Here is a 14,497-nt window from a genome sequence, read left to right on the forward strand (position 1 = left end):
GCTCCGGCCGCCCTGGTCTTCGGCCGCCCTGCTCTCCGCCGGCCGGCGGGGTCAGCTCAGCCGCTCGACGACCATGGCCATGCCCTGGCCGCCGCCGACGCACATGGTCTCCAGGCCGATGGTCCTGTCGTGCCAGTCCAGGGCGTTGAGCAGGGTGCCGGTGATCCGCGCGCCGGTCATGCCGAACGGGTGCCCGACGGCGATCGCGCCGCCCATCACGTTCAGCTTCTCCAGCGGGATGTCGAGCTGGCGGTACGAGGGGATCACCTGGGCGGCGAACGCCTCGTTGATCTCCACCAGGTCGACGTCGTCGATGGTCATGCCGGCCCGCTTGAGCGCCTGCCGGGTGGCCTCGACCGGGCCGAGGCCCATGATCTCCGGCGACAGGGCGGTCACGCCGGTGGAGACGATCCGGGCCAGCGGGGTGATCCCGAGGTCCTTCGCCTTCTGGGCGCTCATGACCACCACGGCGGCCGCGCCGTCGTTGAGCGGGCAGCAGTTGCCGGCGGTGATCCGGCCGTCCGGGCGGAACACCGGCTTCAGGCCGGAGACCGCCTCCAGGGTGACCCCGGGCCGGGGGCCGTCGTCGGTGCTGACCACCGTGCCGTCCGGCGTGGTGACCGGGGTGATCTCCCGGGCCCAGAAGCCGTCGGCGATGGCCTTCTCGGCGAGGTTCTGGCTGCGTACGCCGAACTCGTCCATGTCGGCGCGGGTCACGTCGTGGACCTGGGCCAGGTTCTCGGCGGTCTGCCCCATGGTCAGGTAGATGTCCGGCAGCTCGCCCGCCTCGCGCGGGTCGGTCCAGACCGGGGCGCCGCCCTGGGCGCGGGCCTTCGACCGCTCGGCCGCCGCGGCGAAGCGCGGGTTCTCCCAGCCGCCGCCGACCAGCGCCTGCGCCTCGGGCGGGAGGCCGTCGGAGTTGCCGCGGGCGTACCGGGAGACGGTCTCCACGCCGGCGGAGACGAAGACGTCACCCTCGCCGGCCCGGATCGCGTGCATCGCCATCCGGGTGGTCTGCAGCGAGGACGCGCAGTAGCGGGTGAGGGTCGCGCCGGGCAGGGTGTCCAGGCCCATCAGGGTGGCGACGACCCGGGCCATGTTGAAGCCCTGCTCGCCGCCGGGCAGGCCGCAGCCCAGGTAGAGGTCGTCGATCTCGGTCGGGTCGAGCTGGGGGACCTTGTCCAGGGCGGCCCGCACGATGGTCGCGGCGAGGTCGTCCGGGCGGACGTCGCGCAGGGACCCCTTGTGCGCCCGGCCGATGGGGGAGCGGGCGGTGGCGACGATGACGGCGTCGCGGGACGACTCAGTCGGCATGGAACCAACGCTAACCCGTCGGTAACTTCGCGCGGAAGCTGGCGGCCGACCGGGAAATGTCACGTCCGGCGGGGGCGCGACGCCCGGCGGGTCAGCGGTCGGACGCGACCGCGACGCCCCGGCGGGTCAGCGCCGGGACGCGACCGCGGCGGCTGCGGCGACGGCGGGCAGCAGGGCGTGCGCCCAGACCCGGTAGCCGTCGGCGGAGGGGTGGTAGCCGTCGTGGCACAGGGTGCCCGCGTCGGCGCGGAACACCGGACCCGTCTCGGTGGCCAGGTCGACCACCGTGCCGCCGGCGTCGAGCACCGCCGCCGTCTGCGCGCGGGCGACCCGCCGGCCGGACCAGCCGACCAGGTGCCGCAGCGGCGGCGCGATCGCGCGTACGGCGCCGAGGTCGGGGCAGGTGCCGACGACCACCTCCACCCGGGCCTCGCGGAGCCGGTGCACGGCCGCCGCGAGGTAGGCGGCGGCCTCCGCCGGCCGACGCAGGGTGGTGGCGTCGTTGGCGCCGATCAGGATCACCGCCACGTCGGGGCGCTCGCCGAGCAGCGCCCGGGCCACCTGGGTGGCGAGGTCCGTCGAGCGGGAGCCGGAGACGCCGACGCTGGACAGGTGCACCTGCCGGCCGTTCGGGCCCTCGGCGAGCAGGTTGGCCAGCTGGCCGCCGATGGTGTCGTCGAGTCGTTCGACCCCGACGCCGAGGGCGGACGAGTCGCCGAGCAGCACCAGCCGCAGCGGCGGGGCGCCGGCCCGCCCGACCGTGGCGCGCAGCGCCAGCCCTAGCTCCGGCTGGGCGTACTGGCGGTGCCGGGCGACGAAGGCCTGGCCGGCGAGGACGGCGGCGCCGCCGACCGTGCCGGCAATCAGGGAGAGCGTCGCGGCCCGACCCAGTCGACCGGCGAGCCCCGAGGGGATGAAGCGCTCGCTCATGCCAGTCCCTCCAGAGTGGGTGAGTCGGCGGCGGGGCCGGGTTGCGGCACCGCGCCGACACCGAAGAAGGCCCGTCGGCGCAGCTGCGCCCACCGACCGGCGGGGCCGCGGTCGCGCCCCCGCACCTGGGTGCCGCTGACCTCGGTGCCCGCGTGCCGAGCGGCCTCCTGGGCGGCCGCGGGAAGCGAGCGTACGCCCTCGCCCCGGGCCGGGGTAGTGCGCCGCTCCTGCCCGGCACCCAGCGCGGACAGCACGGTCGGCAGCAGCGCGGCGGCGGCCACGGCGTAGCCCTCCGCCGAGGGGTGGAACCGGTCCCAGGCGAACATCCGGGTCGGCTCGGCGGTGAACCGGGGGCCGAGCAGGTCACCGAGGGAGACCGTCCAGCCGCCGGCCTCGACCACGGCCACCGTCTGGGCGGCGGCGAGCTGCCGGCTCCAGCGCCGGGCCAGCCAGCGCAGCGGCGGCTGGATCGGGCGGATCGCGCCCAGGTCGGGGCAGGTGCCGACGACCACCTCGCAGCCGGCGGCGCGCAACGTGCGGACCGCCTCGACCAGGTAGCGCACCGCCAGGCCGGGCGGCGTGCGGTTGGTCACGTCGTTGCCGCCGATCAGGATCACGGCGACGTCGGGCCGGCACTCCAGCGCCGCCTCCACCTGGTGCTTCAGCACGGCCGAGATGGCGCCGACCACCGCGAACCGGTGCAGCCGGACGGGCCGCTGCAGGCGGCGGGACAGGCCGGTGGCGAGCAGGGCGCCCGGCGTCTCCCGGCGGCGGTGCACGCCGTAGCCGGCAGCCGACGAGTCGCCCAGCACGACCATGGTGACCGGCGGGCCGGGCAGCTTCGCGCCGTAGACCCCGTCGCAGCGGGGCGGCGGCGCCTCGGCCATCGGGATCGTGCGGCGGGCCTGCCGGGCCTGCCCGAGCAGCACGCCGCCGGTCGCCACCGCGGCGGCCGCCGCGGCGCCCGTGCCGATCGCCGCCAGGCGGGCGATCTGCCGAGCGCGCTGCCAGCGCGAACCAACCGGGACGGCGGAACCAACGACCCCCATGCAGCGACATTATCGCGCCGGAACGACACGCCGCCGTCGTCGTGTCGGCTCGCGGGTGGCTGGAAGACGACCGTCCTGGGTACCTGTTCCGGTGACCGGGCGACAGTTGCGCCGGCACGTCACCCTGGCACGCGGAGAGGGGCCGAACATGGGGAAGACATTGAAACGGAGCGCCGCGTTCAGCGCGTTGGCGAGGGCGCTCGCGGCGGGGTCGCGGGGCGGGCCGTCGCTCGGGGCGCGGCTCGCGGCGCTGCCCCGGATGATCCGGGCGACCACCCGGGGGGAGTACGACGGCGGCCTGCGGCTGGCCCTGATGACCGCCGCGACGGCGTACATCGTCTCGCCGATCGACCTGCTGCCGGAGATCCCGCTGGCGATCTTCGGGCTGGCCGACGACGCGGTCATGGTGACCTGGCTGGCCGGCAGCGTGCTCGCCGAGACCGAGCGGTTCCTGGAGTGGGAGGCCCGCCGCAGGTCCGTGATCCCCGGGCACGTGGTGTCCTGAACCGACGTACCCTGGGCGTCGAGAAACGTCTGCCCGGCCGCCGCCGGCGGCGCCGGAGGAGAAGGGCAACAACGAGGTGCGGTACTACGACAACGTCGTCGAGCTGATCGGCAACACCCCGCTGGTACGGCTGCGTAACGTCACGGCCGGCATCCAGGCCACCGTGCTGGCGAAGGTGGAGTACCTCAACCCGGGCGGGTCGGTGAAGGACCGGATCGCGCTGCGGATGGTGGAGGACGCGGAGAAGGCGGGCATCCTCCAGCCCGGCGGCACGATCGTCGAGCCGACCAGCGGCAACACGGGCGTCGGCCTGGCCCTGGTGGCCCAGCTCAAGGGCTACAAGTGCGTCTTCGTCTGCCCCGACAAGGTCAGCCAGGACAAGCAGGACGTGCTGCGGGCGTACGGCGCGGAGGTGGTGGTCTGCCCGACCGCCGTGGCGCCGGAGGACCCGCGCTCCTACTACAACGTCTCCGACCGGCTGGCCCGGGAGATCCCCGGCGCCTGGAAGCCCAACCAGTACAGCAACCCGGCCAACCCGCGCTCGCACTACGAGACCACCGGCCCGGAGCTGTGGGAGCAGACCGGGGGCGGGCTCACCCACTTCGTGGCGGGCGTCGGCACCGGCGGCACCATCTCCGGCATCGGCCGCTACCTGAAGGAGGCGTCGGAGGGTCGGGTCAAGGTCATCGGCGCCGACCCGGAGGGCTCGGTCTACTCGGGCGGCACCGGCCGGCCGTACCTGGTCGAGGGCGTCGGCGAGGACTTCTGGCCGGAGACGTACGACCGGGGCCTCGCCGACGAGATCATCGAGGTCTCCGACAAGGCGTCGTTCGAGATGACCCGGCGGCTGGCCCGCGAGGAGGGCCTGCTGGTCGGCGGCTCCTGCGGCATGGCCGTGGTGGCCGCCCTGGAGGTGGCCCGCAAGGCCGGCCCGGACGACGTGGTCGTGGTGCTGCTGCCGGACAGCGGCAAGGGCTACCTGTCGAAGATCTTCAACGACACCTGGATGGCCCGGTACGGCTTCCTGGACAACTCCGGCACGGAGCCGACGGTCGCCGACGCGCTGGCCAACAAGCCCGGCGGCCTGCCCGAACTGGTGCACGTGCACCCGACCGAGACGGTCCGCGACGCGATCGACTACATGCGCGAGTACGGCGTCTCGCAGCTGCCGGTGCTCAAGGCCGAGCCCCCGGTGGTGACCGGCGAGGTGGCCGGTTCGATCGCCGAGAAGGACCTGCTCGACGCGCTGTTCACCGGTCAGGCGCACCTGCACGACACGATCGAGCGGCACATGGCCGAGCCGCTGCCGATGATCGGCGGCGGGCAGCCGGTGAGCGAGGCGGTCGGCCTGCTGGAGAAGTCCGACGCCGCGCTGGTGCTGGTCGACGGCAAGCCGAAGGGCGTCCTCACCCGGCAGGACCTGCTCGCCCACCTCGGCGCCCGCTGACGGTGTAAGGAAGGGCCCCTTGTTAACGCATAGCGTTAACAAGGGTCCCTTCCTTACACGCAGACGGCGGTCAGAGCGGTCGGTCGTACCGGAGCTGGGGCACGACCACCGGGCCGAGGTGCTCGTCCCGTGCGGTGCGGGTGCGGACCCAGCCGCCGCGCTCGTAGAAGCGCCGGGCGTGCGCGTTCGACGCCAGCACCCACAGCACCGCCCGCGACCAGCCACGCGAGCGCATGGCGTCCAGCGCGTCGACCATGAGGGCCCGCCCGGTGCCCCGGCCGCGCTCGGCCGGGTCGAGGTGGAGGGCGTTGAGCAGGCCCGTCGCCGGGTCGCCCTCGTCGTCGGGGCCGAGGTAGCTGAAGCCGACCAGCCGGCCGTCGCGTTCGGCGACGGTCATCCGGTGGTCGTCGCGCTCCCACCCCCACCGCTCGACCCAGTAGCGTCCCATCGCGTCCGGCCCCGGCTCGGCCAGCGCCTCGGGCGGGACGAACGACGCGTACGCCGCGACCCGGGAGCGCTGGTGCAGGGCGCCGACCGGCATCAGGTCGGCGGCGGTGGCGGGGCGGAGGGTGACCGTCACCCGGCCGAGGCTACCCGCCGGGGCGGGACCTGCACGGTGGTCAGGTCCTCGGCGATCACCAGGTCGCCGTCGAAGTGCGCGCGGGCCTCGTCGGCGAAGCGGGTCGCGTCCGCGTACCGCTGCGAGAAGTGGGTGAGCACGAGTCGGCGTACGCCCGACTCGGCCGCCACCCGCGCGGCCTGGCCCGCCGTGAGGTGGCCGACCTCGGCGGCGAGCGCGGCCTCCGAGTCGAGGAAGGTCGACTCGATGACCAGCAGGTCGGCGTGCTCGGCGAGGGCGTAGACCCCGTCGCAGATCCCGGTGTCCATCACGAACGCGAACCGCTGCCCGGGCCGGGGCACGCTCACCTTCTCCCGGGTGACGCGGCGCCCGTCGAGGTCGAGGTGGCCGACCCGGTTCAGCTCCCCGACGGCCGGCCCGGCGATGCCGTACGCGGCCAGCTTCTCCGGCAGCATCCGGCAGCCGTCCGGCTCGACGAGCCGGTAGCCGTACGTCTCGATCGGGTGCCGCAGCCGGCGGGCCTCCAGCGTGCCGACGCCCAGGGTGATCCGCTGCCCGTCGGCCTCGATCGGCTCGACGCGCAGCTCGGCGGTCTCGTGGAAGGAACTGGCGTGCCGCAGCCGGGCGAAGTATTCCGCGCCGCCGGCCGGGAAGTGCACCGCCACCGGGTGCGGCACCCGGTCCAGCGAGAGCCGCTGGATGGTGCCGGGCAGGCCGAGGCAGTGGTCGCCGTGGAAGTGGGTGACGCAGATCCGGGTCAGGTCGGTGGCGGTGACCGTGGAGTGCAGGAGCTGCCGCTGGCTGCCCTCGCCGGGGTCGAAGAGGATCACCTCGTCGTCCCAGCGCAGCACGTACCCGTTGTGGTTGCGCTGCCGGGTCGGGGCCTGGCTGGCCGTCCCGAGCACCACCAGCTCGCGCATCGACACGGTTGACCTCCGGCTGCGTCGGCCACCCGGCCCGGAAAAGGGTCGACCCCCGGGGCTTCCGCGCTCGCGCGCGGGCCGGCTGGACTGGGCCGGCACCCCGGGGGTCGGGTGGCTGTCGTGGATTCGCCGCACCGCTGCCACACGGTCTCGACGATGGTGCCTGTGCCCGCCTCGCGGCGGACGAGTTTACTGTCGAGGACAGCGGCTAGCGGACAGCCACCTCACGAGTCCGATTGCTATACAAGTCTGGACCACCTCCTTTCCCGTGTACGGCCACGCTATCCAGCGACCGGGCCGCCGGCAACGGATTTCGATCACAGGCTCCCGGGGAATACGTCTAGGCGGTTTCCGTGATGCCGATGGGTCCCTCGCGGGGGCCCTCCTCGCTGGCCGGCTGCACGGCCAGCGACGGGAAGTCGGCCAGGTCGCCCTCCGGTTCGGCGTCCCACTCGGGGAAGACCAGGTCGCTCTGGAGGTAGAGGCAGAGCAGCTGGGTGAGCTGGCGCAGCCCGTCGAGGTGGGTGCGCTCGTGCCCGTGGGTGGCGTCCACGCCGAAGCCGAGCAGCGCCACCCGGGCGTGCGCCCCGGCCTCCACCGCCGCCGCCACGTCCGAGCGGTAGTAGTCGAAGACGTCCCGGACCAGGCGTACCCCGTGCTCGGCGGCGATCGAGGCCAGGTTGCGGGTCAGGTGGTAGTCGAACGGCCCGACGCCGTCGCCCATCGCCAGGGTGGCCGCGTCCTCCCGGGACTGCTGGCCGGGGGCGACCACCGCCGCGTCCACGGAGACGATCTCCGCGACGTCCGGGTCCAGCCCGTGGCTGGCCCCGTGCCCGATCTCCTCCGTCACGGTGACCAGCAGGTGCGCGGTGACCGCCGGGCGTACGCCGGCGTCGACCATCGCCTTGAACGCGGTCAGCACCGCCGCCACGCCCGCCTTGTCGTCCAGGTGCCGGGACTTGACGTACCCGGAGGGGGTGACCGTCGGGTTCGGCAGGAACGCGACGAAGTCCCCGGCGTCGATGCCCAGCGCGCGGAGGCCGGCGATGTCGTCGACCGGCTCGTCGACCCGCACCTCGACCTGCTCCCAGCCGATGCCCTGGGAGTCGACGGCCTCGTTGTAGCGGTGCCCGCTGGCCTTCAGGGGGAGCACCTGCCCGGTGATCACCCGGTCCAGGTCGTCGGTGAAGATCCGCACGTGCGCGCCCTCGGCGAACCGGGCGCTGTGCGTGCCGATCGGCTTCAGCTCCAGCCGGCCGTTCTCCTTCAGCCGCTTGACCATGCCGCCGATGGTGTCGGTGTGCACCACGATCGCCCGGTCCGCACCGGTGGAGCGGGGGCCGGGCAGGAAGGCGCTCAGCGCGCCGCGCCGGGTCAGCGTGGAGCCGATGCCGAGCGCGGAGAGCCGCTCGCCCACGTACTGCTGCACGTGGTCCGTACGCCCCGACGGGCTCGGGATCTCCAGCAGCTCCACCAGCACCTGGCGCAGGTAGTCCAGGTCGATCTCCAGGGGCCTCGGGCTCACGCGGCGCCTCCCGGGCCGACCGGGGACCAGAGCCGCTGCGGCGCGCGGGTGCCCGGGAAGAGCAGGTCGACGAAGCGCTCGGCGGTCGGCTGCGGCTCGTGGTTGGCCAGGCCGGGCCGTTCGTTGGCCTCGATGAAGACGTGCTCGGGCCCGTCCGGCGCTCCGACCAGCAGGTCCAGCCCGGTGACCGGGATGTCCAGCGCGCGGCTGGCCGTCACGCACGCCTCGGCGATCGCCGGGTGCAGCTCGGCGGTGACGTCGTGGATGGTGCCGCCGGTGTGCAGGTTGGCGGTCCTGCGTACGGCCAGCACCTGCCCCTCCGGCAGCACGTCGTGCAGCTCGTGGCCGGCCTCGGCCAGCACGTCCCGGGTCATGTCGTCGATCGGGATCGTGGACTCGCCGCCCGTGGCGGCGGCCCGGCGGCGGCTCTGCCGCTCGATCAGCTCGGCGATGTCGTGCACCCCGTCGCCGGTGATCGAGGCGGGCCGACGGACCGCGGCGGCCACCACCTCGTGGTCGATGACGACCACCCGCAGGTCCTCGCCGGCGCGCATCTCCTCGATCAGCACGTCCGGGCAGAACCGGGCGGCCAGCTCGACGGCGGCGGCCAGCGCCTCGGGGGTGCGTACGCCCACCGTGATGCCGTTGCCCTGCTCGCCCCGCGCCGGCTTGACCACCACCCGGCCGACCTCCGTGAGGAAGGTCGCGTCGCCGTCGTCGCCGGTGGCGGTCCGCCCGCGCGGCACCGACAGGCCCGCCTCGGCGAGGATCCGGCGGGTCACCCGCTTGTCGTCGCAGCGGCTCATCGCCACGGCCGAGGTCAGCTCCGACAGCGACTCGCGGGTCAGGACGGTGCGCCCGCCGCTGGTCAGCCGCAGCTCGCCCCAGGCCGGGTCGGTCACCTCCACCCGGATGCCGCGCCGCATCGCCTCGTCGGCGACGATCGTCGCGTACGGGTTGAGCTGGTCGTACCCCTCCGGCGTGGCGGGCAGGAAGAGCCGCTCGTTGATCGGGTTCTTCCGCTTCACGCAGAGCGTCGACGTCCGGTAGAAGCCGAGTCGCTCGTAGAGCCGGATCGCCCCGGCGTTCTCCGCGAGCACGGACAGGTCCACGTACGCCCGGCCGCGCGCGACCAGCCGGGCGGCCAGCGCGGTGATCAGGGCCTGGCCGGTGCCGGGCGGCGCGGTGTTGAAGTCGACGGTGAGGCACCACAGGCTGGCCCCGTTGTCCGGGTCGTCGAAGACCGCGACGTGGTCCACGCCGGTGATGGTGCCGACGACCTCGCCGGTGGCGTCCTCGGCGACCAGGTGCAGGAAGCGGTCGGTGCGGGCGTTGGCCACGAGCACGTCGACCGGGGCGGTGACCATGCCGTTGCGGGCGTAGATCCGGTTCACCGCGTCCGCGTCGGCGGCGTCCCGCAGCGGGCGGATCGTCAGCCCCGGTACGTCGTCGCCGGCCGGCCGGTCGCCGCCCAGCGGCAGCCGGTACGTCAGCGACGGGTCGATGAACAGCTCGTCGGGCAGCCGGGACACCAGCACGTGCGGGTCGCGCAGGTAGATGCAGATGTCCCGGGAGCCGGCCGCCTCGGAACGCAGCACGGCCGCGACGGCGGCCTGGTCGGCGAAGGTCTGCCCGAAGACGAGCCGGCCCCAGCCGCAGTCCAGCACCACGTCGGTGTCGCCGTCGCGGGTGGGGGTCTCCGTCGTCCCCGGGGCCATCGGGTCACCGCCGGGCCCGACCGGCTCCCGTCGCCGGCCGCCGCGGTACCGGTCGGTCCGGGCCGAGCCGGTGGCCAAGGTGTCGGTCATGGTCAGTCGATTCCGTGGCTCTGGAGCCACATTTCCAGGAGTCCGAGTTGCCACAGCTTGTTTCCGTTCAGCGGGGTCAGTTCGGCGTTCGGGTCGGCGAGCAGCGCGTCGACGTAGTCGGCGCGGAACAGGTCGCGGCGGCGGGCCTCGGGCGCGGAGAGCGCGTCGCGTACCCGGTCGAGGAGCTTGCCCTCGAGGTGGGTGAGGCCGGGGACCGGGAAGTAGCCCTTCGGCCGGTCGATGACCTCGTGCGGCAGCACCCGGCGGCCGATCTCCTTGAGCACGCCCTTGCCGCCCTGCGCCAGCTTGAGTTCCGGCGGGCAGCTCGCGGCCAGCTCGACGAACTCGTGGTCGAGGAAGGGCACCCGGGCCTCCAGCCCGTGCGCCATCGTCATGTTGTCCACCCGCTTGACCGGGTCGTCGGTCAGCATGACCTGGGTGTCGATCCGCAGGGCGGCGTCGACCGCCGTCCCGGCGCCGGCCCGGCCGAGGTGCGCGGCCACGAACCCCCGGGCCGGGTCGCCGTCGGCCAGCCAGGCCGGGTTCAGCACCCGGGCCAGCCCGGCCGCGTCCCGGTCGAAGAAGGCCCGGGCGTACGTGTCGAGCGCCTCGTCCCGGCCCACCCCGGCGAGCGGCGGGTACCAGTGGTAGCCGCCGAGGATCTCGTCCGCGCCCTGGCCGGACTGGACCACCTTGACGTGCTGCGAGACCACCTCGCTGAGCAGGTAGAACGCCACGCAGTCGTGGCTGACCATCGGCTCGGACATCGCGGCGACGGCCGCCTCCAGCGGCGGCACCAGGTCGGCGGCGGCCACCCGGATCTGGTGGTGGTCGGTGTCGAACGTCTTCGCGACGAGGTCGGAGTAGCGGAACTCGTCGCCCTCCCGGCCGCCGACGGAGTCGAAGCCGATGGAGAAGGTGGAGAGTCCGCGCTGGCCCTCGCCGGCGAGCAGGGCGACCACCAGGCTGGAGTCCAGGCCGCCGGAGAGCAGCACGCCGACCGGCACGTCGGCGACCATCCGCCGGCGCACGGCGGTGGTCAGCGACTCGAGCAGGGCGTCCTGCCAGTCCTTCTCGGACCAGCCGGCCCGCTCGGGGGCGCGGGTGAAGGCCGGGTCCCAGTAGACCCGCTCGGAGGTGCGGCCGTCGGCCTCGTAGACCCGGACGGTCGCCGGGGGCAGCTTGGCGACACCGCGCAGGATGGTGCGCGGCGGCGGCACGATGCTGTGGAAGCTCAGGTAGTGCGCGAGCGCGACGGGGTCGATGGTCGTGTCGATCCCGCCGCCGGCCAGCAGCGCGGGCAGCGTGCTGGCGAAGCGCACCACGCCCGGTGTCTCGGCCACGTAGAGCGGCTTGATGCCGAGCCGGTCCCGGGCCAGTACCAGCCGGCCGGTGTCCCGCTCGCTGATCGCCACGGCGAACATGCCGACCAGGTGGTCGACGAAGTCGAGCCCCCACTCCGCGTACGCCTTGAGCACGACCTCGCTGTCACCGGAGGAGAAGAAGCGGTGGCCCCTGGCCTGGAGCTCCTCGCGCAGCTCGCGGTAGTTGTAGACGCACCCGTTGAAGACTCCGGTCAGCCCCGCGCCCGGGTCGACCAGCGGCTGCCCGCTCGCGGCGGAGAGGTCGATGATCTTCAGTCGTCGGTGTCCGAGGGCCGTCGGGCCCTGGGCCCAGACGCCGCTGTCGTCGGGCCCCCGGTCGCTCATCGTGGCCGCCATGCGCTCCACCGCCGACACGTCGGCGCGCGAGCCGTCACGGCGGAACTCTCCCGCAAGTCCGCACATGCGAGGCAATGCTGCCAGAGGCCGGTGCGGTTCGCCCGTTGAGCTGATGTCGGGGGAGTGGGCGGTTGCTAGGATGCGCGCCTTCGCGTGTCAAGCCCCCGGGCCGGCCGGAGTTTTCCCGCCCGGCGTCGCCCGGTGCCTGATTGGAAACGGGCCTGCGGTGTGACAAACACCGCAGACCCGTTCGCGGGCGTCGCGCGGGCTCAGCCGGCGGTGCGGGCGATGCCCACCGGGCAGCTCAGCCCGTTCGGGCCGTGGTTGCAGTACCCGTTCGGGTTCTTCGTGGGTGCGAGGTACTGCTGGTGGTGATCCTCGGCGAAGTAGTAGGCGCCGAGCCGGTCGATCTCCGTGGTGATCTCGCCCTTGCCGGCGCGCGCCACGATCGGCGCGAACGCGTCCCGCGACGCCTGCGCGGTGGCGAGCTGCTCGTCGGTGGTGGCGTAGATCGTCGACCGGTACTGGGTGCCCACGTCGTTGCCCTGGCGCATGCCCTGGGTCGGGTCGTGGTTCTCCCAGAAGACCTTGAGCAGGTCCTCGTAGCTGATCGTGCTGGGGTCGTAGACCACCTGGACCACCTCGGCGTGCCCCGTCATGCCCGAGCACACCTCCTCGTACGTCGGGTTCGGCGTGATGCCGCCCGCGTAGCCGGCCGACGTGGTGAGCACGCCGGGCAGGGTCCAGAACAGCCGCTCGGCGCCCCAGAAACAGCCCATGCCGAACACGGCCACCTGCGAACCCTCCGGGAACGGACCCTTGAGGGGGGTGCCCAGCACCTCGTGCCGATCCGCGACGGGCATCGCGATCAGACGACCCGGCAGGGCCTGGTCGGGGGTGGGCAGCTCGGCCTTCATACGGCGCAGGAACACGGTGGGACTCCTCTCGTACCTCTCCCAGCGTGCAACACCGCCGGACCCGCCTTCCTTACCCGCCCCGCCGCCACTCAGACCGTCAGGCGGGGGACAGGGCGGCGGTGATCCGGGTGGCGTACGCCTCGGCCTCGGCGTCGTCGGGGTAGCGGGTGCGGGGCCAGAAGAAGCCGCGCAGCCCGTCGCCCTTCGTCCGGGGCACCACGTGGGTGTGCAGGTGCGGGACCGACTGGGACACCTTGTTGTTCATCGCCACGAACGTGCCGCCGGCCCCCAGACCGGTCTCCACCGCCAACGCGAGCCGCCGGACCAGGCCGAAGTAGCCGGCCAGCCCCTCGGCGGGCAGGTCGGCCAGGGTGACCAGGTGGGTGCGCGGCACCACCAGCACGTGCCCCTTGAAGACCGGCCGGGTGTCCAGGAACGCGACCCCGTCCGGCTCGTCGGCGACCCGGAACGCCGGCACCCCGCCCGCCACGATCCCGCAGAACACGCACCCGCTCACCCGGGCAGGGTAACCGCCGCCGTGAAGGGCGGTCGTGCGGTGGCAGAGCCGGGTGATCCGTCGGGCGCGGGTTGTGACGCCTCCTGCGGCCCCGGCGACTAGCCTCACGGGAATGAGTCACGGCTTCGAGACGCTCGCCATCCACGCCGGTCAGGACCCGGAAGCCCGCACCGGCGCGGTGATCCCTCCGATCTACCAGACCAGCACGTACGCCCAGGACGCCGTCGGCGCGCCCCGGCTGGGCTACGAGTACAGCCGCTCCGGCAACCCGACCCGCGACGCGCTCCAGGAGTGCCTCGCCGCGCTGGAGGGCGGGGCGGTCGGCCTCGCCTTCGCCAGCGGACTGGCCGCCGAGGACACCCTGCTGCGCACCGTCTGCAAGCCGGGCGACCACGTGGTGATCCCCGACGACGCGTACGGCGGCACGTACCGGCTCTTCGCCCGGGTCGCCGAGCGCTGGGGCCTGGACTACACCCCGGCGCGGGTCTCCGACCCGGACGCGATCCGGGCCGCCGTCGAGCCCGGCCGGACGAAGATCGTCTGGGTGGAGACGCCCACCAACCCGCTGCTCGGCATCGCCGACATCGCCGCGTTGGCCGGGGTCGCGCACGACGCGGGCGCCCTGCTGGTGGTCGACAACACCTTCGCCTCGCCGTACCTCCAGCAGCCGATCGCGCACGGCGCGGACGTGGTGGTGCACTCCACCACCAAGTACGTCGGCGGTCACTCCGACGTGGTCGGTGGCGCGTTGGTCACGGCCGACGCCGGGCTCGGCGAGGAACTGCGCTACCACCAGAACGCGATGGGCGCCATCAACGGCCCCTTCGACGCGTGGCTCACCCTGCGCGGCATCAAGACCCTCGGCGTCCGCATGGACCGGCACTGCGACAACGCCGAGCGGATCGCGGCCTACCTGGACGGGCACGCCAAGGTCGGTCAGGTCATCTACCCGGGGCTGCCCTCGCACCCCGGCCACGAGGTCGCCGCGAAGCAGATGCGCCGGTTCGGCGGCATGATCTCGTTCCGGGCCGCCGGCGGCGAGGAGCACGCCGTGGAGATCTGCAACCGGGCGAAGCTGTTCGTGCTCGCCGAGTCGCTGGGCGGCGTGGAATCCCTGATCGAGCACCCGGGCCGGATGACACACGCAAGTGCTGCCGGCTCGCCGCTTGAAGTTCCCGGCGATCTCGTGCGACTGTCTGTCGGCATCGAGACGGTCGACGACCTGCTCGCCGATCTGGAGCAGGCGCTGGGCTGACCGCTG

Annotated in this window: 12 protein-coding genes and 1 pseudogene; 3 read left to right on the forward strand and 10 right to left on the reverse strand. The window is 73.7% G+C overall.

Annotated features, from left to right (window positions below; translation table 11 throughout):
• Positions 1 to 51: 51 nt before the first annotated feature.
• From AB0G14_RS00560 to AB0G14_RS00570, 3 genes and pseudogenes are all read right to left on the reverse strand, one after another.
• Positions 52 to 1,314 carry an acetyl-CoA C-acetyltransferase gene (locus tag AB0G14_RS00560; protein WP_357692302.1) on the reverse strand — a complete coding sequence of 421 codons (1,263 nt, stop codon included), beginning with the start codon at positions 1,312 to 1,314 and terminating at the stop codon, positions 52 to 54.
• Positions 1,315 to 1,440: 126 nt separating this feature from the next.
• Positions 1,441 to 2,244 carry an SGNH/GDSL hydrolase family protein gene (locus tag AB0G14_RS00565; protein WP_357692483.1) on the reverse strand — a complete coding sequence of 268 codons (804 nt, stop codon included), beginning with the start codon at positions 2,242 to 2,244 and terminating at the stop codon, positions 1,441 to 1,443.
• Positions 2,233 to 3,293 (reverse strand): annotated as a pseudogene (locus AB0G14_RS00570) (SGNH/GDSL hydrolase family protein); the annotation flags it as partial. The gene AB0G14_RS00565 and the pseudogene AB0G14_RS00570, both read right to left, overlap by 12 nt.
• 148 nt (positions 3,294 to 3,441) lie before the next feature.
• Here AB0G14_RS00570 and AB0G14_RS00575 point away from each other — a divergent pair.
• On the forward strand, positions 3,442 to 3,798 hold the full coding sequence (locus AB0G14_RS00575; RefSeq protein ID WP_357692304.1) for a YkvA family protein: 357 nt from the start codon (positions 3,442 to 3,444) through the stop codon (positions 3,796 to 3,798).
• 76 nt (positions 3,799 to 3,874) lie between these two features.
• Positions 3,875 to 5,245, forward strand: coding sequence for a cystathionine beta-synthase (locus AB0G14_RS00580; protein ID WP_350703322.1), 1,371 nt, complete (start codon positions 3,875 to 3,877; stop codon positions 5,243 to 5,245).
• Between the two features lie 70 nt (positions 5,246 to 5,315).
• Here AB0G14_RS00580 and AB0G14_RS00585 read toward each other — a convergent pair whose 3' ends face one another.
• The 7 genes from AB0G14_RS00585 to AB0G14_RS00615 form a co-directional block, all read right to left on the reverse strand.
• On the reverse strand, positions 5,316 to 5,825 hold the full coding sequence (locus tag AB0G14_RS00585; RefSeq protein WP_357692306.1) for a GNAT family N-acetyltransferase: 510 nt from the start codon (positions 5,823 to 5,825) through the stop codon (positions 5,316 to 5,318).
• Positions 5,822 to 6,751 carry a ribonuclease Z gene (locus AB0G14_RS00590; RefSeq protein WP_357692308.1) on the reverse strand — a complete coding sequence of 310 codons (930 nt, stop codon included), beginning with the start codon at positions 6,749 to 6,751 and terminating at the stop codon, positions 5,822 to 5,824. The genes AB0G14_RS00585 and AB0G14_RS00590 overlap by 4 nt, the downstream gene beginning before the upstream one ends.
• 337 nt (positions 6,752 to 7,088) lie before the next feature.
• Positions 7,089 to 8,273: an osmoprotectant NAGGN system M42 family peptidase gene (locus AB0G14_RS00595; protein ID WP_357692310.1), complete on the reverse strand. Its 1,185-nt coding sequence runs from the start codon at positions 8,271 to 8,273 to the stop codon at positions 7,089 to 7,091.
• Positions 8,270 to 10,081 (reverse strand): N-acetylglutaminylglutamine synthetase, encoded by a 1,812-nt coding sequence (ngg, locus tag AB0G14_RS00600; RefSeq protein ID WP_357692312.1) that lies wholly within the window; start codon positions 10,079 to 10,081, stop codon positions 8,270 to 8,272. Before ngg ends, AB0G14_RS00595 begins: the two co-directional genes overlap by 4 nt.
• 2 nt (positions 10,082 to 10,083) lie before the next feature.
• Positions 10,084 to 11,868 (reverse strand): N-acetylglutaminylglutamine amidotransferase, encoded by a 1,785-nt coding sequence (locus AB0G14_RS00605; RefSeq protein WP_357692314.1) that lies wholly within the window; start codon positions 11,866 to 11,868, stop codon positions 10,084 to 10,086.
• A 203-nt stretch (positions 11,869 to 12,071) separates the two neighbouring features.
• Complete coding sequence (msrA, locus tag AB0G14_RS00610) at positions 12,072 to 12,734, reverse strand: peptide-methionine (S)-S-oxide reductase MsrA (RefSeq protein ID WP_357692316.1); 663 nt, start codon at positions 12,732 to 12,734, stop codon at positions 12,072 to 12,074.
• 82 nt (positions 12,735 to 12,816) lie between these two features.
• Positions 12,817 to 13,236, reverse strand: a complete 420-nt coding sequence (locus AB0G14_RS00615) for an HIT family protein (protein ID WP_357692318.1) — start codon at positions 13,234 to 13,236, stop codon at positions 12,817 to 12,819.
• Between the two features lie 112 nt (positions 13,237 to 13,348).
• Here AB0G14_RS00615 and AB0G14_RS00620 point away from each other — a divergent pair, with 112 nt between their 5' ends.
• Positions 13,349 to 14,491 (forward strand): cystathionine gamma-synthase, encoded by a 1,143-nt coding sequence (locus AB0G14_RS00620; RefSeq protein ID WP_357692320.1) that lies wholly within the window; start codon positions 13,349 to 13,351, stop codon positions 14,489 to 14,491.
• Positions 14,492 to 14,497 lie beyond the last annotated feature (6 nt).

The organism is Micromonospora sp. NPDC023814 (assembly GCF_040639595.1).
GTDB lineage: Bacteria > Actinomycetota > Actinomycetes > Mycobacteriales > Micromonosporaceae > Micromonospora.

Bases quoted from the DNA above. Each gene is read 5' to 3' on its own strand.
- AB0G14_RS00560 (WP_357692302.1), bottom strand. From the start codon at position 1,314: ATGCCGACTGAGTCGTCCCGCGACGCCGTCATCGTCGCCACCGCCCGC.
- AB0G14_RS00605 (WP_357692314.1), bottom strand. From the start codon at position 11,868: ATGTGCGGACTTGCGGGAGAGTTCCGCCGTGACGGCTCGCGCGCCGAC.
- AB0G14_RS00565 (WP_357692483.1), bottom strand. From the start codon at position 2,244: ATGAGCGAGCGCTTCATCCCCTCGGGGCTCGCCGGTCGACTGGGTCGG.
- AB0G14_RS00620 (WP_357692320.1), top strand. From the start codon at position 13,349: ATGAGTCACGGCTTCGAGACGCTCGCCATCCACGCCGGTCAGGACCCG.
- ngg (WP_357692312.1), bottom strand. From the start codon at position 10,081: ATGACCGACACCTTGGCCACCGGCTCGGCCCGGACCGACCGGTACCGC.
- AB0G14_RS00575 (WP_357692304.1), top strand. From the start codon at position 3,442: ATGGGGAAGACATTGAAACGGAGCGCCGCGTTCAGCGCGTTGGCGAGG.